The 20,897-nt window shown below is 73.7% G+C and carries 20 protein-coding genes; 10 read left to right on the top strand and 10 right to left on the bottom strand.

The window, feature by feature from the left end:
* Positions 1–124 precede the first annotated feature (124 nt).
* The 5 genes from KMZ30_RS08365 to KMZ30_RS08345 form a co-directional block, all read right to left on the bottom strand.
* Positions 125–985 carry an aldo/keto reductase gene (locus KMZ30_RS08365; protein WP_215513551.1) on the bottom strand — a complete coding sequence of 287 codons (861 nt, stop codon included), beginning with the start codon at positions 983–985 and terminating at the stop codon, positions 125–127.
* 112 nt (positions 986–1,097) lie between these two features.
* Complete coding sequence (locus KMZ30_RS08360) at positions 1,098–1,916, bottom strand: class II fructose-bisphosphate aldolase (protein ID WP_215513550.1); 819 nt, start codon at positions 1,914–1,916, stop codon at positions 1,098–1,100.
* The gene (locus tag KMZ30_RS08355; RefSeq protein WP_215513549.1) at positions 1,913–2,791 is read right to left on the bottom strand and encodes an SIS domain-containing protein; all 879 of its coding nucleotides are present in this window, start codon (positions 2,789–2,791) and stop codon (positions 1,913–1,915) included. Before KMZ30_RS08355 ends, KMZ30_RS08360 begins: the two co-directional genes overlap by 4 nt.
* Before the next feature lie 280 nt (positions 2,792–3,071).
* On the bottom strand, positions 3,072–3,386 hold the full coding sequence (locus tag KMZ30_RS08350; RefSeq protein ID WP_215513548.1) for a hypothetical protein: 315 nt from the start codon (positions 3,384–3,386) through the stop codon (positions 3,072–3,074).
* Positions 3,383–3,589: a hypervirulence associated TUDOR domain-containing protein gene (locus KMZ30_RS08345; RefSeq protein ID WP_030527200.1), complete on the bottom strand. Its 207-nt coding sequence runs from the start codon at positions 3,587–3,589 to the stop codon at positions 3,383–3,385. Before KMZ30_RS08345 ends, KMZ30_RS08350 begins: the two co-directional genes overlap by 4 nt.
* A gap of 299 nt (positions 3,590–3,888) precedes the next feature.
* Here KMZ30_RS08345 and KMZ30_RS08340 point away from each other — a divergent pair, with 299 nt between their 5' ends.
* On the top strand, positions 3,889–7,188 hold the full coding sequence (locus KMZ30_RS08340) for an ExeM/NucH family extracellular endonuclease (protein WP_215513547.1): 3,300 nt from the start codon (positions 3,889–3,891) through the stop codon (positions 7,186–7,188).
* Positions 7,189–7,282: 94 nt separating this feature from the next.
* Here the strand turns inward: KMZ30_RS08340 and KMZ30_RS08335 are convergent, their stop codons facing one another.
* Positions 7,283–8,830, bottom strand: coding sequence for a DEAD/DEAH box helicase (locus KMZ30_RS08335; RefSeq protein ID WP_215513546.1), 1,548 nt, complete (start codon positions 8,828–8,830; stop codon positions 7,283–7,285).
* 253 nt (positions 8,831–9,083) lie between these two features.
* Entirely contained in the window at positions 9,084–10,031 is a 948-nt protein-coding gene (locus tag KMZ30_RS08330) for an ROK family protein (protein WP_308279809.1), read from the bottom strand.
* Positions 10,032–10,123: 92 nt separating this feature from the next.
* On the opposite strand from KMZ30_RS08330, the gene KMZ30_RS08325 reads away from it, so the two are divergent.
* From KMZ30_RS08325 to KMZ30_RS08310, 4 genes are all read left to right on the top strand, one after another.
* The gene (locus KMZ30_RS08325; protein WP_215513544.1) at positions 10,124–10,930 is read left to right on the top strand and encodes a DeoR/GlpR family DNA-binding transcription regulator; all 807 of its coding nucleotides are present in this window, start codon (positions 10,124–10,126) and stop codon (positions 10,928–10,930) included.
* 225 nt (positions 10,931–11,155) lie between these two features.
* Positions 11,156–12,415: an extracellular solute-binding protein gene (locus tag KMZ30_RS08320; protein WP_226902824.1), complete on the top strand. Its 1,260-nt coding sequence runs from the start codon at positions 11,156–11,158 to the stop codon at positions 12,413–12,415.
* 5 nt (positions 12,416–12,420) lie between these two features.
* A complete protein-coding gene (locus KMZ30_RS08315) occupies positions 12,421–13,386 on the top strand; it encodes a carbohydrate ABC transporter permease (protein ID WP_215513543.1) in 966 nt (321 codons plus the stop codon).
* Positions 13,383–14,207, top strand: a complete 825-nt coding sequence (locus KMZ30_RS08310; RefSeq protein ID WP_215513542.1) for a carbohydrate ABC transporter permease — start codon at positions 13,383–13,385, stop codon at positions 14,205–14,207. The genes KMZ30_RS08315 and KMZ30_RS08310 overlap by 4 nt, the downstream gene beginning before the upstream one ends.
* A gap of 135 nt (positions 14,208–14,342) precedes the next feature.
* Here the strand turns inward: KMZ30_RS08310 and KMZ30_RS08305 are convergent, their stop codons facing one another.
* Positions 14,343–15,050: a M50 family metallopeptidase gene (locus KMZ30_RS08305; protein ID WP_308279808.1), complete on the bottom strand. Its 708-nt coding sequence runs from the start codon at positions 15,048–15,050 to the stop codon at positions 14,343–14,345.
* A 94-nt stretch (positions 15,051–15,144) separates the two neighbouring features.
* Between KMZ30_RS08305 and KMZ30_RS08300 the strand changes: the two genes are divergently transcribed.
* The 3 genes from KMZ30_RS08300 (at position 15,145) to KMZ30_RS08290 (ending at position 17,132) form a co-directional block, all read left to right on the top strand.
* A complete protein-coding gene (locus KMZ30_RS08300) occupies positions 15,145–16,068 on the top strand; it encodes an N-acetylglucosamine-6-phosphate deacetylase (protein WP_215513540.1) in 924 nt (307 codons plus the stop codon).
* Between the two features lie 87 nt (positions 16,069–16,155).
* Positions 16,156–16,821 (top strand): LON peptidase substrate-binding domain-containing protein, encoded by a 666-nt coding sequence (locus KMZ30_RS08295; RefSeq protein ID WP_215513539.1) that lies wholly within the window; start codon positions 16,156–16,158, stop codon positions 16,819–16,821.
* A 29-nt stretch (positions 16,822–16,850) separates the two neighbouring features.
* The gene (locus tag KMZ30_RS08290; RefSeq protein WP_030527189.1) at positions 16,851–17,132 is read left to right on the top strand and encodes a MazG nucleotide pyrophosphohydrolase domain-containing protein; all 282 of its coding nucleotides are present in this window, start codon (positions 16,851–16,853) and stop codon (positions 17,130–17,132) included.
* Between the two features lie 34 nt (positions 17,133–17,166).
* On the opposite strand, the gene KMZ30_RS08285 is transcribed toward KMZ30_RS08290, so the two are convergent.
* Together KMZ30_RS08285 and KMZ30_RS08280 are read right to left on the bottom strand one after the other, a co-directional pair.
* Positions 17,167–17,865, bottom strand: a complete 699-nt coding sequence (locus tag KMZ30_RS08285) for a dienelactone hydrolase family protein (protein ID WP_215513538.1) — start codon at positions 17,863–17,865, stop codon at positions 17,167–17,169.
* A gap of 220 nt (positions 17,866–18,085) precedes the next feature.
* A complete protein-coding gene (locus KMZ30_RS08280) occupies positions 18,086–18,910 on the bottom strand; it encodes a fructosamine kinase family protein (RefSeq protein ID WP_215513537.1) in 825 nt (274 codons plus the stop codon).
* 36 nt (positions 18,911–18,946) lie between these two features.
* On the opposite strand from KMZ30_RS08280, the gene KMZ30_RS08275 reads away from it, so the two are divergent.
* Positions 18,947–19,720, top strand: coding sequence for a GAF and ANTAR domain-containing protein (locus tag KMZ30_RS08275; protein WP_215513536.1), 774 nt, complete (start codon positions 18,947–18,949; stop codon positions 19,718–19,720).
* A 23-nt stretch (positions 19,721–19,743) separates the two neighbouring features.
* The gene (locus KMZ30_RS08270) at positions 19,744–20,895 is read left to right on the top strand and encodes an App1 family protein phosphatidate phosphatase (RefSeq protein ID WP_215513535.1); all 1,152 of its coding nucleotides are present in this window, start codon (positions 19,744–19,746) and stop codon (positions 20,893–20,895) included.
* The last annotated feature ends 2 nt before the right edge of the window (positions 20,896–20,897 follow it).

Raw genomic sequence — 20,897 nt, 5'->3', positions numbered from 1 at the left:
CCCCCCCCCCCCCCCCCCCCCCCGTCGGGGGGCCCCCCCCCCCCCCCCCCCCCCCCCCGCCCCCGTCCGGGGGTGCGCCGCGGCTTTGTCGGGTCACCCGATACGCATGGGACCTGCGAGGGGGTCAGGAGGCGGAGAGGCGCTCCACCGCGTCGGCGCTCAGGCGCAGGTCGGCGGCCCGGACCGAGTCGGTGATGGACTCGGGCCGCGAGGCGCCGGGGATGGGGATGACGACGTCGGCGAGCGCGAGCTCCCACGCGAGCGCGACCTGGTGCGGGGACACCCCGTGCTCGCGGGCGACCTCGGCGAACGCGCCGTGGTCGTCGCCGAGCCCGGAGGCCTTCTTGATGCCGCCGAGCGGGCTCCACGGCAGGAACGCGATGCCGAGCTCCGCGCAGTGCCGCAGCTCCTCGAGCGAGGAGCGGAACGCCGGCGAGAACTGGTTCTGCACCGACACGAGCCGCCCGCCGAGCACCTCATTGGCCTCGTCGATCTGCGCGACGGACGCGTTCGAGATGCCGGCCATCCGGATGACGCCCTCGTCGAGGAGGTCGCGGAGCGCGCCGACGGACTCGGCGTACGGCACCTCCGGGTCGGGACGGTGGAACTGGTAGAGCCCGATCGCGTCGACGCCGAGGCGCTGCGCCGAGGCCTTCGCCGCCTCCTTGAGGTACTCGGGCCGACCGTTCTGCGTCCACGAGCCGTCGCCGGGGCGCAGGTGCCCGCCCTTGGTCGCGACGAGGATGCCCGAGGCGTCGCCGCTCCACGAGCCGAGCGCCTTCGCGATGAGCGACTCGTTGTGGCCGACCTCGCCGGCGTCGCGGTGGTAGGCGTCCGCGGTGTCGACGAGGGTCACGCCGGCGTCGAGCGCCGCGTGGATGGTGCGCACCGAGCGCTCCTCCTCCGGGCGGCCCTCGATCGACATCGGCATGCCGCCGAGGCCGATCGCACCGACCTGCAGATCTCCGAGTGCACGCTGCTCCATGTCACCAGCTCCTTCGGTTCGGGGTGGGTGCGCACCGGTCCGGCGCGCACCACGTCACCTCAGGGCCAAGGAGCCGGGGCGGCCCGATGTTCCCGCTGCGGAATTGGGGCTCTCAGCCGTGGAGCAGACGCAGCAGCCGCGCGACCTCGGCGGCGAGCGCCTCGCGCCCGGGGCCGACGTACCTCCGGGGGTCGACGACCCGGGGGTCGGCGGCGAGGACGTCGCGCACGGCGGCGGTGAAGAGCGCGTTGAGGTGGGTCGAGATGTTGACCTTCGTCATCCCGGCGCCCACGACGGCGGCCAGGCCCGCGTCGTCGAGGCCCGAGGAGCCGTGGAGGACCAGCGGCACGGGGACGGCGGCGGCGATGCGCGCGACGAGGTCGGTGTCGACGGCGGCGTCGCGGGTCGTCATCGCGTGCGAGGTGCCGACGGCGACGGCCAGCGAGTCGACGCCCGTGGCCTCGACGAACGCCGCGGCCTCGTCGGGGTCGGTGCGGACACCGGGCGCGTGCACCCCGTCCTTGCCACCGACCTCGCCGAGCTCCGCCTCGACCCGCACCCCCGCGGCGTGGCAGTGCTCGACGACCGCGCGGGTCGTCGCGACGTTGTCGTCCCAGGGCAGCCGGGAGCCGTCGAACATCACGCTGTCGACGCCGAGCGCGACGGCCTCGTGGACGAGGTCGACGTCCTCGGCGTGGTCGAGGTGCACGACGACCGGCACCGCGGCGCGGCGGGCCAGCGAGAGCGACGCGAGCATCACCGGCTCGAGCGCCCCGTGGAAGGCCGCGGTGTTCTGGCTGACCTGGAGGACGACCGGCAGGCCGGCCTCCTCGGCGCCGCGGACGATGCCCTCGGCGTGCTCGAGCAGGACGACGTTGAACGCGCCGATGCCGTGGCCGCCGGCGCGGGCCTGCGCGACGGCGTCGGTCATCCGAGCACGACCGAGCGGGTCAGCGAGCGCGGGTGGTCGGGGTCGAGCCCGCGCCGCTGCGCGAGGGCCACGGCGAACCGCTGGGCCACGACGAGCGCGGCCATCGGGTCGAGGTCGTGGTGCACGAACCGCGCTCCGGTGGAGCCCACCTCGTCGGCCAGGCCGTCAGGGACCTCGCCGAACGCCCAGACGAGGCGGCCGGGCTGCGCGATGGAGACCGGGCCGTGCCGGTAGTCCATCGCGGGGTAGGCCTCGGCCCAGAACTGCGCGGCCTCGCGGGTCTTGAGGGCGGCCTCGGAGGCCAGCCCGACCGTCCAGCCGCGGCCGAGGAAGGTGCACTGGTCGACGTCGAGGAGGCCGTCGACCTCGAGCTCGAGCGCCGCGCGGCAGTCCTCGGTGGCGGCGGCGAGGTCCTCGCCGAGGTGCGCACGCAGGAGGGCCAGGGCGCTCGTCGCGAACCGGGTCTGGACGACCGACTCCTCGTCGGCGAAGGGGATCCCGACGACCTGGTCGGCGGCGTCGGCGGCCGGGGAGTCCTCGACGGCGGTCAGGAGCGTCGCAGGCGTCCCGTCGAGCGCGGTGAGGAGGTCGACGACCTCGGTCGTCGTGCCCGAGCGCGAGATGGCGACGACGCGGTCGTACCGGCGCCCGGTGGGGAACTCGCTGCCCGCGAAGGCGTCGGTCTCGCCGTGCCCGGACCGCTCGCGCAGCGCCGCGTAGGCCATCGCGACGAACCAGCTCGTGCCGCACCCGACGACCGCGACGCGCTCGCCCTCGCGGGGCAGGCGGTGGGCGACCGTGCCGGCGAGCGTGGCCGCCTCCGTCCAGCAGTCCGGCTGCGAGGCGATCTCGGTGGCGACGTGCGTGGTGGGCATGCGGTGTCCTTCAGCCGGGCGAGGCGGACGAGCGGATGTGCGCGAACGCCTCCTCATTCGATCAGAACCGCTCACCGCAGGGCAACCCGGCATCGCGATGCCACGGGCCACGGCGCGCCCACGGCGGCATCCCGGCCTCTTGGTATGCCCACTTATTGCCCATCCGCCACCTCGAAGGGGCTCGGAAGGGCTCCGGGAGGTGGCGGATGGGCAATAAGTCGGGTCGAGGGGCTCCCGGGGTGGGAGGGGTGAGTGGGGTGGGAGGAGTGCGAGGGAGAGGTCAGCCGCCGTTGCTCTTGCGATTGGCCCAGCGCTCGCCGGCGTCGCCGCCCCAGGCGTCCCACGCGACCCGACCGGGGCTGGGGTACCCCTCCGAGCCGCGCCGGAAGCCCGTCGCGTCCTTGTCGCCACCGTGCCGCGAGAAGTAGTCGCGCATCCGCTTGAGCACGTCGGCGCTCACGTCGTCACCGTCGGCGAGCTGGTGCGCCCGCTTGCGCCCGGTGTCGGTGAAGCCCTTGCCGGCCTTGCCGTCCTCGATCCACCCGACCGCGCGCTTCGCCGCCTTCCGGACGTCCTGCGGCGGGACGGGGCTCACGAGTGCTTCTTCAGGGCCGACTCCTTGTGCGCCGCGGTCGCACCGGTCTTGTCGGACTCGACGATGTAGTACGGGTCGTCGTCGGTCGGCTTGAACTTCTGCCCGTCGTGCTGGAAGTCGGAGGTCTTCTTCTCCTTGACCTTGCCGTGCGTCTCCCCCTGGGAGGTCCCCCACGAGACCTTGTCGCCCTTGCTGTACGCCATCTGTCGCTCCGTCCGCTCGTGTGTCGTCGTGCTCTCCGTCCCTCGACCGTAGCCATCGCCATGGACCCGTGGACCGGCGCTGACCTGCTGTTTCGTACCTTCGACAGGCGCGCCGCCCCGACGGCGGGGGGACGGCGACCCGGCCCTCGGTGGTCGTCACGAGGCGTTCGCCGACCGTTCACGGATCCGCACCGCGCTCCGGTGGCCGAGGTCGGACGCCGGTGTTAGGTTCGCCGCGCGACGGGAGCCGAGGGGTCGTTGACAGGCCGCCCCCCTCCCGTCCTGACCCAGGAGGATGCATGACCCGGACGCCCCTGCGGCGGCTGCTGACGGGGGTCGCCACGGGCGCCCTCGCGCTCGCCGCCCCGGTCGCCCTGACGCCCCCCACGGCGTCGGCCGCCACATCGGACCTCTTCTTCTCGGAGTACGTCGAAGGCTCGAGCAACAACAAGGCGGTGGAGGTCTTCAACGGCACCGGCGCCTCCGTCGACCTCGCCGCCGGCGAGTACACCGTCCAGGTGTTCGCCAACGGCGCCGCGAGCGCGACGAGCACCATCCAGCTGAGCGGCTCGGTCGCCGCCGGCGACGTGTTCGTCCTCGCGAACACCTCGGCCAACACCGTGCTCAAGCCGCTCGCCGACCAGGTGTCCGGCAGCGCGAACTGGAACGGCAACGACGCCGTCGTCCTGCGCAAGGGCACGACCGTCCTCGACGTCATCGGACAGGTCGGCGCCGACCCGGGCGCCGCCGGCTGGGGCTCCGGGGAGACGACGACCACCGACCACACGCTGCGCCGGATGGCCACCGTCTGCGCCGGCGACACCGACGGCAGCGACGCCTTCGACCCCACCGCGCAGTGGGACGGGTTCGTCCGCGACACCTTCGACGGCCTCGGCACCCACGCGGTGACCGGCTGCGGCGGCGGTCCGGTCGAGGACGAGGCCCCCTCCGTCCTCTCGACGACCCCGGCCGACGGCGGCACGGTGACCCCGCGCCAGCGTCTCGGCGTGACGTTCTCCGAGCCGGTCGCCCTCGCCGACGGCGCGCTCTCCCTCGCGTGCTCGACCTCCGGCGACGTCGACCTCGCCGTCTCCGGCGGACCCACCGACTGGACGATGACGCCTGCCTCGCCCCTCGCGGACGGCGAGTCCTGCACCCTGACCGTCGCGGCCGACGGGGTCACCGACCTCGACCAGGTCGACCCGCCCGACACGATGGCCGCCGACGTCACGCGCCGCTTCACGGTCGCGACCTCGTGCGACGCCGACTTCACGCCGGCCTACGCCATCCAGGGCAACGGCGCCGAGGCCGCGGTCACCGGCCCCGTCGCCACCGAGGGCGTCGTCGTCGCCGACTACCAGGGCGCCTCCCCCGCCCTGCGCGGCGTCTACGTCCAGGACCTCGAGGGTGACGGCGACCCCGCCACCTCCGACGCCGTCTTCGTGTTCACCGGCAGCGACGACAACGCCTCCGTCGGCGACGTCGTCCACGTCACCGGCACCGCGGGCGAGTTCCAGGGCCAGACCCAGGTCACCGCGAGCAACCTCGAGGTCTGCGGCACCGGCTCGGTCGCCCCGACCGAGGTCGCCCTGCCGATGACGAGCGCCGACGACTTCGAGCGCTACGAGGGCATGCTCGTCACCTTCCCGCAGGAGCTGACCGTCACCGAGCTCTTCCAGCTCGGCCGCTTCGGCCAGGTCACCGTCTCCTCGGGCGGCCGCCTGCAGCAGCCGACCAACGTCGTCGCCCCGGGCCCCGAGGCCAACGCGCTCCAGGCGCAGAACAACCTCAACCGACTGATCGTCGACGACACGACGCAGGCCCAGAACCCCGACCCGATCGTCTGGGGTCGTGGCGGCCGGCCGCTGAGCGCCGAGAACACCCTGCGCGGCGGCGACACCGTCACCGGCGCCACCGGTGTCCTCACCTACACGTGGGGCGGCAACTCGGCCAGCCCGAACGCCTACCGCCTGCGGCCCGTGACGGCCGACGGCACCGGCATCGAGTTCGCGGCCGCGAACCCGCGGCCGACCTCCGCCCCGGACGTCGGTGGCGACGTCCAGGTGGTCGGGATGAACCTGCTCAACTACTTCAACACCTTCACCGGGTGCACCGGTGGCGTCAGCGGTGCCTCGCTCGACTGCCGCGGCGCCGAGAACCAGGCCGAGCTCGACCGGCAGACGGCCAAGACCGTCGCGGCGATGACGACCCTCGACGCGGACGTCTTCGGCGTCAACGAGATCGAGAACGACGGCTACGGCCCGGACAGCTCGCTGGCCTACCTCGTCGACCGCCTCAACGCGGCGACGGCTCCCGGCACGTTCGCCTACCTCGACGTCGACGCCCGGACCGGGCAGGTCGACGCCATGGGCGACGACGCCATCAAGGTCGGCGTCGTCTACAAGCCCGGTGCGGTCACCCCCGTCGGCACGACCGCGGCGCTCAACTCCGCCGCGTTCATCACCGGCGGCGACCCGGCGCCGCGCAACCGCGCCTCGCTCGCGCAGGCGTGGAAGGTCAACGCGACCGGCGGCGTCTTCGTCACCGACGTCAACCACCTCAAGTCCAAGGGCTCGGCCTGCTCGGCCCCGGACACCGGCGACGGCCAGGGCAACTGCGCGGTCGTCCGCACCAACGCGGTGAAGACGCTCCTCGAGTGGCTCGGCACGGACCCGACCGGGACCGGCGACACCGACGTCCTCCTCGTCGGCGACTACAACTCGTACGCCAAGGAGACGCCGATCCGCACCCTCGAGGAGGGCGGCTTCACCAACCTCGTCGAGAAGTTCCAGGGCGAGGACGCCTACTCGTACGTCTTCGACGGGCAGTGGGGCTACCTCGACCAGGCGATGGGGTCGGCCTCGCTCGTCTCCCAGGTCACCGGGGTCGCGGACTACCACATCAACAGCGACGAGCCGTCGGTGCTGGACTACAACACCAACTTCAAGTCGCCGGCCCAGGTCGCGTCGCTCTACGCGCCCGACCAGTACCGCGTCTCCGACCACGACCCGGTCATCGTGGGCCTCAGCCCGCGGGGTCCGCTCGGGGCGACGGCGGCCTTCGCCGACGCGTCCGTGCAGTGCGGCCGCGACAACGCGTCGCTGACGGTGTCCGTGGCCAACGCCGACGACGCGACGACCGTGGTCGTCGACTGGGGTGACGGCTCGAGCACGACGCGCGAGAACGCCTCGGGCGACGTGACCCTCGGCCACACCTACCGGACGGCCGGGAAGCACACGGCGACGGTCACCGTCACCGACGCGGCCGGCACCGTGGTGCGCACCAGCGCCGACGTCGTCGTCGACTACCGACTCGACGTCCTGCCGCAGGGCACGCTGACCCTGCCCCGCGGGGTCACCGTCCCGGTCATCGCGGCCGTGCGCGACTGCAACGGGCTGCCGGCCCGCGGCATCGCCGCCCCGGTCGTCACGCTGACCGGCGCCGACGGCAGCACCGTGTCGAGCTCGTCGATGCGCGCCATCGGCCCGCTGTGGCTCGACACCGTGCGGACCAAGGGCCTGGCCAAGGGCACGTACACGCTGAGCGTGACCGTGCCGGAGACCGGCCAGTCCGAGTCCTCGACGCTCCGCCTGCGCTGAGCCGATCAGGGGCCTGACCGGGCCCGACACGACGGACCCCCGGGTCGCCACGCAGGTGGCGGCCCGGGGGTCCGGTCGTGAGGGGGGTTCTCGCTCAGGCGCCGCGGCGCGGGCGGGCGCTCTGCGAGAACGACGCCGCCGAGCCGCCGGGGCGGCCCCCGGCCGAGCCGGGGCCCGAGGACGCGCGGCGCGGGCCCGAGCGAGCCGGACGGCCGGACGACTGGCCGGCGGAGCGCGCCTGGCCCTGACCGCGGCCGCCGCCCTGCCCGCCACGCGCGGAGCCGGAGCCCTGCCCACCGCGGGAGGAGCCGGAGCCCTGGCCGCGTGCCGGGCGACCGGAGCGCGACCCGCCGGACCCGCCACGACCGCCGGAGGCGCCACGAGCAGCGGAGCCACCACGAGAACCGGAGCGCGAGCCGGAGCCGTTCCGGCCGCCGTCGGCCGCCGGCGCGAGGACGAGACCGCCCTCGACGAAGGTCCGCTCGCCCGGCGCGAGCCGGCTGAGCATCGGGTGCTTCGCGTCGACGCGCGTCGTCGTGGGCTTGACCCCGGCCTTGCGGGTGAGGTCGCGGACGTCGCGCACCTGGTCGTCGGTCATCAGCGTGACGACGGTGCCGGACGCGCCGGCCCGGGCGGTGCGCCCGGAGCGGTGCAGGTACGCCTTGTGCTCGACCGGCGGGTCGGCGTGGATGACGAGGGCGACCTCGTCGACGTGGATGCCGCGGGCGGCGATGTCGGTGGCGACGAGCGTCTTCGCGGTGCCGGAGTGGAAGGCCTCCATCGTCCGGGTGCGCGCACCCTGGCTGAGGTTGCCGTGCAGCTCGACCGCCGCGACCCCGGCCGCGTTGAGCTGCTTGGCCAGCTTCTTCGCGCGGTGCTTGGTGCGGGTGAACACGACGGTGCGCCCGGGGGCGGCGGTGAGGTCGACGAGCACCGGCAGGTGGTCGGCGGTGCCGACGTGCAGCACGTGGTGCTCCATCGTCGCGACCGGCGACTGCGCGGAGTCGGCCTCGTGGGTCACCGGCTCGTGCAGGTAGCGGCGGGCGATGACGCCGATGCCGGCGTCGAGCGTGGCGGAGAACAGCATCCGCTGGCCGCGCGGCGGCGTCGCGTCGAGCAGCCGCCGGACCTGCGGGAGGAACCCGAGGTCGGCCATGTGGTCGGCCTCGTCGATGACGGTGACCTCGACGGCGTCGAGGGACACGTGGCCCTGGCCGATGAGGTCCTCGAGGCGCCCGGGGCAGGCGACGACGACGTCGACGCCCTTGCGCAGCGCGGTGACCTGCGGGTTCTGGCCGACCCCGCCGAAGACGGTGCGCGAGGTGAGGCCGAGGGCGCTCGCCAGCGGCGTCATCGCGTCCTCGATCTGGGTCGCGAGCTCGCGGGTCGGCGCGAGGACCAGGGCGCGGGGGCGCTTGGGCTGGCGCCGGGTCCGGCTCTGCGAGAGGCGGGTCAGCAGCGGAAGCAGGAAGGCGACGGTCTTGCCGGAGCCGGTGCGGCCGCGGCCGAGCACGTCACGGCCGGCGATCGAGTCGGGCAGCGTCGCGGCCTGGATGGGGGTGGGCGTCGTGATGCCGCCGGAGGCGAGCACGTCGACGAGGACGGACGGCACGCCGAGCGCGCCGAAGGAGGAGGTGGTCACGAAGGGGGTCTCCCGGGAGTGGGCGTCGCCGGTCCGCGGACGGCAGCGACGGGGCTGGATGTTCTGCCGGGCGGGGCTCTGGGGCCGCGGCTCAGGGTGATGCGGACCGGGTCCGTCACACAGGCATCGACATCGGAGAGAACGTTGGGCCCGAGGCAGAACTGGGCGGGCCGCTGGTGACCAGTCTACCGGTCCCGGGGTGGCCGTCCCGACCACCGGGGTCGTCGAGGGGTCGCCGCGAGGGCGCTGCGGGTCAGGCGGTCCCGGGCAGGTGGGCCGCCCCGATGGCGCCCGCCCAGTCGCCGAGCTCGGCCCGCACGACCTCGAGCGCGTCGTCGGGGCCGCGCAGGCGCAGGGCGGTGCGGAGCGGGTCGAGGAGGAGCGCCCCCGCCTCGGCCATCCCGCCGCCGACGACCACGCGACGGGTCCCGGCGGACGCGACCACCGGCGCAAGCGCGCCCGACAGGACGTCGATCGCGTCGCTCCAGATACGTTGTGCGACAGCGTCACCCGCGGCGACGGCCTCGGCGACGGTGCGCGCGTCACCCTCGCGGCCGGCCTCCCGCCAGCGACGGCCGACGGCGCCGGCGCCGGTGAGCGCCTCGAGGCACCCGGTGCGCCCGCAGCCGCACCGCGGACCGGACGGGTCGACGACGACGTGCCCCAGCTCGCCCGACCAGGAGGAGCCGCGGACGACGCGCCCCCCGGTCATGAGGGCGACGGCGATGCCCGTGCCGAGGGGCACGAACAGCACGTCGTCGACCCCGCGGGCCGCCCCGAGCAGGTGCTCGCCGAGTAGCCCCGCCCGCACGTCGTGGCCGACCGCCACCCGGCCGGGCACCCGCCCGCGGACGGCGCCGAGGAGGTCGAGGTCGCGCCACCCGAGGTTCGCCGACCACTCCCCGACGCCGGCGCGCTCGTCCACGAGTCCGGGGACCACGACGCCGACCCCGGACGGCGTCGCGTCCGCGACCCCCTCACCCTCCGCCACGGAGATCAGCCGCTCGACGCATCCGACGACGACGTCGCCGAAGCGCGACGCGAGCCCCTCGGGCGTGGGCTGCACGTCGCGTGCGATGACCGAACCACGCTGCACGAGAACGGTCTTGATGCGCGTCCCGCCGACATCGACGCCGACGGCGAGGTCGGCCGCGCCCGGGGCGCGGGATTCCTGCGGAGGGGTCGAACCGCGGGTGCTCACCGGGGTCCTCCTCGTGCGCGAATGCGATGGGTTGGCGGGCCGATCGAGCATAGACGGGCGCGCCACCGTCGGGCGCGCCCTACGATGACCGCGTGAGCGACGAGGCCAACGGCACCCGCACGCCGACCTCGCGGTGGGCCGCCGTCCTCGACCTGCTCGCCACCCGGGGGCGGCTCTCGGTCACCGAGACCTCGCGCGAGCTCGGCGTCTCGGAGGCCACCGTACGTCGCGACTTCACCGAGCTCGCCCGCCGGCAGCTCGTGACGCGCCACCACGGCGGGGTCGTCGCGACCGCCGTGGCCTACGAGCTCCCCTACCGCTACCGCGCGAGCCAGACCGACGAGGGCATCGACCGGATCGCCGCCCGCGCGGCCGCGCTCGTCGGCCCCGGGGAGGTCGTGGCGCTCAACGGCGGGACGACGACGACGGCCACGGCCCGCGCCCTCACCTCCCGCGAGGACCTCGTCGGTGAGGACGGGCCGACCCTCACGCTCGTGACCAACGCCCTCAACATCGCTGCGGAGGCGGTCCTGCGCCCGCACGTGCAGTGCGTGTCGCTCGGCGGCGTCGCCCGGCCGGAGTCGTACGAGGTGACCGGTCCGCTCGCGGCCCAGGTCATCCAGCAGCTGTGGTTCGACGTCGCCGTCGTCGGCGTCAACGCGCTCTCGGCGGCCGAGGGGGCGACCTGCCGGTTCGAGGACGAGGCCGCGGTGGTGCGCTCGATGGTCGAGCGCTCGCGACGGGTCGTCGTCGTCGCCGGCGCGGCGAAGCTCGGCGAGCGCACCTTCGCCGCCATCTGCCCGGCCGAGCGCATCGGCACGCTCGTGACGACCGCCGACGAGGCCGCCCCGGAGGTCGCCGCGCTGCGCGAGCGGGGCGTCGAGGTGCTCTGCGTCTGACCGCGACCCCGCCCCGGTGGCCGAGCCGCGCCAGGTGCTGTTCACTGCTCGGGACAGCAGCCGCGACATCCCGCACGGATGAGCGTTCGTGATCGCTTCGTTCACCTATCGCTCACAAACGTGCGCGTGTGTACAGTGGCAGGCGCCCGAGCCGGCGGGTGGTCACGAGCCACGCGGCGGGCAGGGGCGGCACGCCGGACCTCCGGCTTCTCGACGAGGAGAGCGATGAGCAGCACGCGACGACACATCATGCTGGCCGCGACCGCGGTGACGGGGGCCCTGGTGCTCTCGGCCTGCGGGGGCGGCACGGGGGCCGGGCAGGCCGCCGGGGGCTCGGGGGACGGCGAGAAGGCCACCTCGATCACCCTCATGGCCGCCGAGTACTCCAAGGACAACACCAAGGCGTTCTGGGACGCCTTCGCGCAGGAGTACAAGAGCAAGTACGGGTACACGCTCAACGTCAACGTCGTCAGCTGGGACAACATCGACCAGCAGTCCTCGACGATGATCCAGAACAACCAGCCGCCGGACATCCTCAACCTCAACGCGTACGCCAGCTACGCCAAGGACGGCCTGCTCTACGACGCCGACGCGGTCCTGCCGTCCGAGGTGAAGTCCGACATCCTGCCGACGTTCGTCAAGTACGGCACGTACGACGGCAAGTTCTACGGCTTCCCGGACCTCTCCAGCGCCCGCGCGCTCTTCTACAACAAGACCCTCTTCGAGAAGGCCGGCATCAGCGCGCCCCCCACCACGTGGGCCGAGCTCGAGGCCGACGCGAAGAAGGTCAAGGACGCGACCGGCGACGCCGGCTACGCGATGCCCCTCGGGCCGGAGGAGGCCCAGGGCGAGTTCTCGATGTGGCTGTTCAACAACGGCGGCGACTGGAAGACCGACGGCACCTGGTCGATCAACTCCGACAAGAACGTCGAGACGCTGACCTTCCTCAAGAAGCTCGCCGACGAGAAGCTCACGCAGTCCAACCCGGCCCGCACCAACCGCGCCGACGCCTTCGACCTCTTCAAGTCCGGCAAGGCCGGGATGGTCGTCGGCTTCAGCCCGCTCGCGGCCGCGCTCGACGCCGACAAGACCGTCGACTACGGCGTCGCGCCGTTCCCGTCCAACGACGGCTCCGAGAGCAAGACCTTCGGCGTCACCGACTACCTCATGGCGTTCAAGAAGAGCGGCAACCAGGACGCGGTCAAGGCGTTCTACGAGCTCTACTACGACAAGGACCAGATCAACACGTTCATCGAGAAGGAGGGCTTCCTCCCGGTGACGACCTCGGGCCTGGAGTACTTCCAGAAGGACGACAAGCTCAAGGTCTACCTCGACACCCTGCCGAACGCGCGACTCACGCCGACCGACGACCCGACGTGGGACAAGGTCAAGCTCGCCGTCCAGCAGAACCTCGGCGCCGCGATGACCGAGGACCCGAAGTCGGTCCTCGACAAGCTCCAGCAGTCGGCCGAGGCGGAGAGCTGACCGACGTGACGACGACCGACGACGTCCAGGCGCCGTCGGCCCGCACCACCCCCGGCGGTCCGCGCGCTCGACGCCGGACCGCCGGGGTCGGTCGGGTCAGCGCGCCGGTCGCGCTGCTCTGGCTGGCGCCCGCCATCGCGCTCATCGTCGGCGTGGTGTTCTACCCGGCCGTCATGCTCTTCCGCGCCTCGCGCTCGGAGTACTCGATCACCGGGCTGTACAAGGGCTCGGCCGGCTGGGACAACTACAGCAAGGTGCTGGCCTACCCGGACCTTCCGGTCGTCCTCAGGAACACCGTCGTCTGGGTCGTGGCCGTCGTCGCCATCACGATCGTCCTGTCGCTGGCGCTCGCCCAGCTGCTCGTCAAGGACTTCCCCGGCCGGCGCTTCGTGCGCTGGGCGGTCATCGTGCCGTGGGCGGCCTCGCTCGTCATCACGAGCCAGCTGTTCGTCCTGCTGTACGACAGCAACTACGGGCTCATCAACCACGTGCTGACCGGGCTGCACCTCATCGACGAGCCGATCAGCTTCCTCGGCGACGACCGCTTCACGATGGCCTCGATGATCGTCGTCGGCGTCTTCGTCTCGCTGCCGTTCACGATCTTCGTGTTCATCGCCGGCCTGGCCGCCATCCCGACCGACGTCATGGAGGCCGCCGAGGTCGACGGGGCCTCGCCGTGGCAGCGCTGGCGGCAGATCACCTTCCCGCTGCTGCGCCCCGCGATGCTCATCGCGACGGTGCTCAACACGATCTACGTGTTCAACAGCTTCCCGATCATCTACACGCTCAACGACCGCAACCCGGGCTTCACCCACGACACCCTCATCACGTTCATGTACAAGCTCGCCTTCAAGAGCCAGGAGAAGGACGTGGGGATGTCGGCCGCGACGGGCGTGCTCAACGTGGCGATCATCCTGCTCGTCGTCCTCGTCTACCTCAAGGTCGTCAACTGGCGGGAGGAGACCCGATGACGACGACCCGCCGCCCCCGGCTCGTCACGTTCACCGCGGCCGTCGTCGCGCTCGTCTTCCTCGCGCCGTACGTCGTCATGGTGCTCGACAGCCTCCGGACGAGCACCGACGTCAAGACGACCCCGCCGTCGTTCCTGCCGCGGGTGTGGCAGTGGGACACCTACGCCACCGTCATCGGCGACGGCCGGTTCCCGCACTGGCTGCTCACGTCGCTCATCGTGTCCGTCGGGGCGACCGCCGTCGTCGTGCTCGTGGCCATCCCGGCGGCGTACATGACGGCGCGGCACCGCTTCCCGGGCCGCGGGGTCTTCCTGCTCGTCGTCCTCGTGACGCAGATGTTCGCGCCCACCTCGCTCGTCGTCGGCCTCTACCGGCAGTTCTTCGAGCTGAACATGATCAACACCTACGGCGCGCTGATCATCACGAACGCGGCGTTCAACCTGGCCTTCGCCATCTGGATCCTCCACGGGTTCTTCTCCTCGATCCCGGTCGAGGTCGAGGAGGCGGCAGCGCTCGACGGCGTCGGCCGGGTGGGGATGCTCCGGCGCATCATGCTGCCGCTGACGCTGCCCGGGCTCGTCACCGCGACGATCTTCACGTTCATCGCGGCGTGGAACGAGTACGTCGTCGCGCTGACCCTGATGATCGACGACGACAAGAAGCCGCTGACCGTCGGCTTCCGGTCCTACGTCACCGGCTACGAGCAGAACTGGGACCAGCTGTTCGCGGCGTCGGTCATCGCGGTCGTGCCGGTCGTCATCCTCTTCGCGGTCATCGAGAAGCACCTCGTCGGCGGCCTGACCGCCGGCTCCGTCAAGTAGCCCGCCCCCCCGCTTTCCCGACTTCTTGCGAGTTGAGCCGCTCGACACGCCGTCCGCACGGCGTGTCGGCGGCGGAACTCGCAAGAAGTCGGATGGACGGCGGCCGCGGCGTGGGTCGGACCGCGCGCGTGGCCGTCAGGTGCGGAGGGCGGGGACGACGGTGCCGGCGAGCACCCACGTCGACACCCCGAGGACGAGCACGAAGCTCAGCAGCCAGAGGACGCGCGGCACGCGGGTCAGCCGCGCGAGGACGGCGGGGTCGCTCGTGCCGGGGTCGCGCGCCCCGGCCACGGCCGCGAGGTGGCGCCACGCGCCGACGACGAGGACGAGCCCCACCCCGACGAGCACCTGCGCCTGCACCCGGGTCGCGCCGGACCACCACAGCCAGGCGGTGAGCGCCCCGACGACGAGCACGACGAGCAGCGTGAGCGCCGACCGCGACCGGACGAGCGCGACGAGCAGGACGACGAGGACGGCCGCGAGCACCGGTGCGGCCCAGCCGCGCACGGCCAGCCAGGCCAGCGCGGCGCCGACCACCGCGGGCGCCGGGTAGCCGGCCCACGTCGTCGCGACCCGGCCGGGGCCGCGCGCCGGCCCGACGGTCACCGCGTGCCCGGACATGTCGCCGCGCAGGACGAACCCGGTGAAGCGGCGGCCGCACAGCATCCCGACGACGGCGTGCCCGAGCTCGTGGACGAGCGTCACGCCGAGCCGCAGCACGGACCACACCGGCCCGACCCCGACGGCGACCAGGGCCGCGACGAGCACGACGAGCAGCGGCCGGCCGGAGAGGGAGACCTCCCCCACCGGCTGCACCCGCTGCCACACCTGCCCGACGTCCACGGGCACGGACCGTAGCGGCCGCACCTGTGCCCCCGGTGGGAGCCCGGAGGGGAGCCCCGGTGGGACGGCCCGGGCGGCCGGTAGCGTCGGGGAGGTGACCGGCCTCGTCGACATCCACTGCCACGGCGCCGCGGGCGCCGAGCTCGGCCTCGCGACCGACGGCTCCCGGGCCGCGGCCGCCCACCACCGCGCCGACGGGGTCGAGCACCTCGTCGCGAGCCTCGTCTCGGCACCGTTCGACGACCTCGTGGCGCGGGTCGCGACGCTCGGTCCGCTCGTCGCGGACGGCACGCTGGCGGGCATCCACCTCGAGGGGCCCTTCCTCGCGCACGGCCGTCGCGGCGCCCACGACCCCGCCGCGCTGGCCGACCCCGAGCCCGCGCTCGTCGAGCGGCTCGCGGAGGCGGCGGCGCTCACCGGGGCGCCGGACGCGCTCCGGCAGATGACGGTCGCCCCCGAGCTGCCCGGCGCCGACCGGCTGGTGCGCGCCCTCGTCGAGCACGGGGTCCGCCCGGCCGTCGGGCACACCGAGGCCGACGCCGCCCTCACCGCACGGACCCTCGCCGCCGTCGCCGACCTCCAGGGTGCCCCGGCGCTCGTCACCCACCTCTTCAACGGGATGGCGCCGATGCACCACCGCGCCGGCGGGCCGGTCGCCGCCGCCCTTGCCGCCGCGGCCCGGGGCGACGCCGTCGTCGAGCTCATCGCCGACGGCGTGCACGTGGCCCCCGAGGTCGTCCGGATGGTCTTCGAGACGGTCGGGCCGCAGAGCATCGCCCTCGTCTCCGACGCGATGGCCGCGACGGGTCTCGGCGACGGCCGGTACCGGCTCGGCGGCCTGGAGGTCGAGGTCACCGGGGGGACGGCGCGCACGAGCGACACCGGGTCCATCGCCGGCAGCACCTCGACCCTCGCCGGGTGCGTCCGCTGGTGCCTCGAGGTCGTCGGGCTGCCCGAGGACGACGTGCTCACCGCCGCGACGAGCACCCCTGCGCGCGCCCTGGGCCTCCTCGTCTGACGAGGCGCCGGCCGGCGCTTCGACCCGTGACGCGAAGGGTGCGGATGCATCGGGTGCGGCAGGTCGCCGCGTGCCTACAGTTGGGGCATGGAGTCGCTGCCGATCTTCCCCCTGGGCGGGGTCCTCCTGCCCGGCGGCCGGATGCCGCTGCAGCTCTTCGAGCCGCGCTACCTCGATCTCGCGCAGCGGCTGGCCGACGAGCCCGAGGGCGAGCGGCGCTTCGGCATCGTCCGGATCCGCCAGGGGCACGAGGTCGGCGAGGGCGCGGCCACCGACCTGCACGAGATCGGCTGCGAGGCGGTCGTCGACGCGATGGCCATCGCGCAGGGCTCGGCCGGCGCGGTCGTGCACCTCGTGGCCCGGGGCGGGCGACGCTTCCGCCTCGACGGCATCGACGACCGTGCGGGCACCTCGTTCATCACCGGTCGCGTCTCGTGGCTGCTCGAGCCGGCCGCCGCGTCCGACCCCGACCTGCGGGCGCTCGCGGCCCGGGTGCTCGCCGCGCACGCGGCCTACCTCGAGGCGCTCGGGGCCACGGCGGACCCGGTCGAGGGCCGACCGGTCGACCTCGCCTACCGGATCGTCGAGCGGATGGTCCTGGAGCCGGGTGACCGCCAACGGGTCCTCGACTCCGCCGACGCCGTGACCCGGCTGCGGCTCGTGCTGAGCCTGCTGACGCGCGAGACCGCCATCGTCCAGCGCTTCCGTGCCGTCCCGACGCCGACCGACCTCGGCGGGGCGTCCCTCAACTGAGGGTCGGGCCGCCTCGTAGGCTGCCGGGCATGGACCTCGGCCACCTGCAGCGCGTCATCGAGCAGACCTACGGTGAGCGCGACCGCGAGCGCGGGGTGCCGAGCACCGTCGCGTGGCTCGCGGAAGAGGTCGGCGAGCTCGCGCAGGCGGTGCGCAAGGGCACGGCCGCGCAGCGCGAGCACGAGTTCGCCGACGTCGTCGCGTGGGTGGCCTCGCTCGCGAACCAGACGGGGGTCGACCTCGACGCGGCGCTCGCGCGCTACGCCGACGGCTGCCCGAAGTGCCACGCGATGCCCTGCGCCTGCGCCTGACCCGCAACACCCCGGGGCCTGCCGGCCGGTCGGGTCAGCCGGTGGGCAGCGTGCGGGCGAGGAACTCCTCGGTGCGCGCCCAGGCGGCGGCGGATGCCGCGGCGTCGTGGTTGACGAAGTCGTCGTTGTCGAAGGCGTGGTCGGCGCCGGGGTAGGTGACGACCTCGGCCGGGGTGTCCCCGCCGGTCACCGACTCGGTGATGCGCTCGACGACGTCCATCGGCAGGTAGGCGTCGGACTCGCCGAAGACGTGGAGCGAGGGCGTCGACACCGACGGCACGGCGTCGACGAGCTGGGGCAGCGCCGAGCCGTAGAACGAGACGAGGGCGTCGGCCGGCTCGCCGGCGACGACCGCGTAGCCGAGCCCGCCGCCGAAGCAGAAGCCGACCACGCCGGCGCCGCCGGTCACGGCCTCGTCGTCGCGCAGGGCCTTCAGCGCCTGGGTCGAGTCGGCGACGGCGGCGTCCCAGTCGAGCCGGCCGAGCAGCCCCATCGCCTCCTCGAGCATCGACGGGCCGTTCGGCACGTCGGAGACCCCGAGCCGCCAGAAGACCTCGGGGGCCAGGACGACGTAGCCGAGGGCGGCGAGGTCCTCGGCGCGCCGGCGGATGTAGGGGCTGACGCCGAAGATCTCCTGGAGCAGGAGGATGCCGGGACCGGTGCCGCTCTCGGGGAGCCAGCGGTGGGCCGGCATCGTGCCGTCGGGGAGGGTGACGTCGACGCGCTCGCTCATCGGGCCAGTATGTCCGCGCCCGCCGTGGTGTGCAGGAATCGTCGAATGTGTCGTTTTCCGTCCGTGCGCAGGGCGTGGGTTGCGGTGTGCAGGAATCGTCGAATGTGTCGTTTTCCGTACGTCGCGTCGGCGGGACGAGGGGTGCAGGGCGTGGGTTGCGGCGTGCAGGAATCGTCGAATGTGTCGTTTTCCGTCCGCGGCACGAGCGCGCGAGGCGCGGTCAGGCGTAGCGCCGTGCCGCGTCGAGCGCCTGCCGGACGTAGCCGCCGCCGAAGAGCACCGCGTGGAGCAGCAGCGGGTGGACCTGGTGCAGCAGCACCCGCTCCCGCCAGCCGTCGGCGAGCGGGGCCGCCTCGTCGTACGCCGCGAGGAGGCGCTCGAGGCCGGGGGCGCCGAAGAGCGCGAGCATCGCGAGGTCGCCCTCGCGGTGGCCACCGTGCGCGGCCGGGTCGATGAGGACCGCGCCGTCGCGGGTCCACACGACGTTGCCCGACCAGAGGTCGCCGTGGATGCGCGCGGGCTCGTCCGGGGTGTCGAGGGCGCCGGACGCCAGGCGCTCGGCCAGCCGCTCGAGGAGTGCCACGGCGTCGTCGTCGAAGGTCCCGCGCTCGCGGCCCAACCGGGCCAGGGGCAGCACGCGGGCCTGCGCGTGGAACGCGCCCCAGGTGTCCCACCGACCGAGCGCCAGCGGCAGGGGCTCGCTGAGCGGGCCGAGCCAGCCGTCGCCCTCCCAGCCCTCCGGCGCGCAGCCCCACGCCGGGGCGCCGGCCGCGTGCAGCGTCGCAAGCCCGCGGCCCAGCTCCTCGGCGGCCGTCGGCGTCGCCGGGGCGGCGTCGAGCAGCGGCAGCTCGAGGTGGTGCGGCCCGTCGTCGAGGACCTCGGCGACGTCGGCGCCGCGCGCGGCCGCGAGCCAACGCAGCCCGGCGGCCTCCCAGGCGAAGTAGCCCGCGGGCGCCGTGGTCGAGGTCTTCCGGTACCGGCGCGGCATGCGTCCCATCGTGGCACTGGTGGCGCCCCCGACGTGCAGCCGCTCGGTATCCTGCACGTCGAGCAGACCGGGTGACCTCGGAGGATTCCCCTGATGACGAACACGTTGACCGTCCCACCGCCGGAGAACGAGGACACCGACCAGACCGCACTCCTGGCCCGGCTGACCGATGAGGTCAGCGGGGTCCTGGAGTCGATGGGCGAGCTGTCGGACTACCTCGAGCGCGTCGTCCACGCCGTGCGCCGGGCCGTCGACGGCTGCGACGAGGTCGGGGTGACCATCCTGTCCAAGGACCGGCCGCACACCGCCGCCTACACGACCGTCCAGACCCTCGAGATCGACGCGGTCCAGTACGCGCTCGACGAGGGGCCGTGCCTCGAGGCCGCCCGCACCCGCGAGGAGCAGCTCGTCGCCGACCTCTGCTCCGACGACGGGCGCTGGCCGCTCTTCGCGCAGGCCTCCCGCGAGGACGGCCTGCGCAGCCTGTACGCCGTCCCGCTGGTCAGCGGTGACCAGTGCGTCGGGGCGCTCAACCTCTACGCCTGGGCCACGGACGCCTTCGACGGGTTCGACGCCGCGCTCGTCCGGGTCGCCGCGAGCCGGTGCGCCGACGCGGTCGTCGCCGTCACCGCCCTCGACGGGATGCGCGAGCTCGCCGGCCAGCTCGAGCAGGCGATGGCCAGCCGCGCCGTCATCGAGCAGGCGAAGGGCGTCATCATGGCGATGCGGGGGGTGCCCGAGCACGACGCGTTCGAGATCCTGCGCAAGACCTCCCAGGACCGCAACGTCAAGGTGCGGGTCCTCGCCGAGGACGTCGTCGCGGGTGTCCTGCGCGGCAGCGCCGCCCCGGGTGGTGCGGGCGCCTGATCGGCGTGTCCTAGAGTCGGGTCATGGCGCGTCCCCACGCGGCAGCCCTCGTCGAGGATGCCTACACGAGCCGCAAGGCGCGGTTCCTCGAGGCGCGCGGCTGGGTGACCCGGATCGTGCCCTCGACGGGCTACGGCAGCTCATCGCAGCTGCGCGTGTTCGGGCGCGTCATCCACACGCGGGGGCGTCCCGAGGACGAGCCGACCGAGCCGACGTACGCCGCGCGCCTGCGCGCCGTCGAGCTCGAGACCCGGGGCTGGAAGGCGTTCTTCGCGACGCCGGCGGTCGAGGAGCCGGTGACGGTGCGGGTCAACGAGCGCCTGGTCAGCACGCGCACCGACCGGGGCGGGTTCATCGACCTCGTCATCCGCGGGCACGGCCTGACCCCCGGCTGGCACCAGGTGTTCCTCTCCTCGCCGCGGGCCGAGACCATCGACGTGCCGGTGCTCGTCGTGGGCTCGCAGGTGACGCACGGGATCATCTCCGACATCGACGACACGGTGCTGTCGACCTCGCTGCCGCGCCCGATGATCGCCGCCTGGAACACGTTCCTGCGCTCCGAGGGGGCCCGGCGCCCGGTGGCCGGGATGGCCACGATGTACCGCGAGCTGCTCGCCGCGCACCCCGAGGCGCCGGTCGTCTACCTCTCGACGGGCGCGTGGAACACCGCGCCGCAGCTGACCCGCTTCCTGCAGCGCAACGGCTACCCGGCGGGTCCGATGCTGCTCACCGACTGGGGTCCGACGAACACCGGCTGGTTCCGGTCCGGGCAGGAGCACAAGCGTGCGCAGCTGCACCGGCTGGCCCGTGAGCTGCCGAACGTGCGCTGGCTCCTCGTCGGTGACGACGGCCAGCACGACCCGCGCATCTACACCGACTTCGCGGCGGCGCGACCGGACCGGGTGCGCGGCATCGCGATCCGCGAGCTGACCGCCGGCCAGCAGGTGCTCTCGCACGTCATCCCGATGGCCACGGACGACATCGCCCCCGCCCCGACCGAGCGGCTCGAGGTGCCGGTGGTGCGCGGCCCCGACGGCTACGAGCTGTCCCGTCGCGTGCGCGGGCTGTGGGCGGGCGGGGTGCCGCAGCGCACGTTGCGCGAGTACGCCTCCACCGTCGTCACCTCGTCCGAGGACCCGCCGGCCTACGTCGTCGAGGACCCGGACGAGCGCTGACC

Source organism: Phycicoccus mangrovi, assembly GCF_018729305.1.
GTDB classification, from domain to species: domain Bacteria; phylum Actinomycetota; class Actinomycetes; order Actinomycetales; family Dermatophilaceae; genus Phycicoccus; species Phycicoccus jejuensis.
The sequence above is the reverse complement of the archived record's forward strand: the minus strand, read 5'-3'. Positions and strand labels throughout refer to the sequence as shown.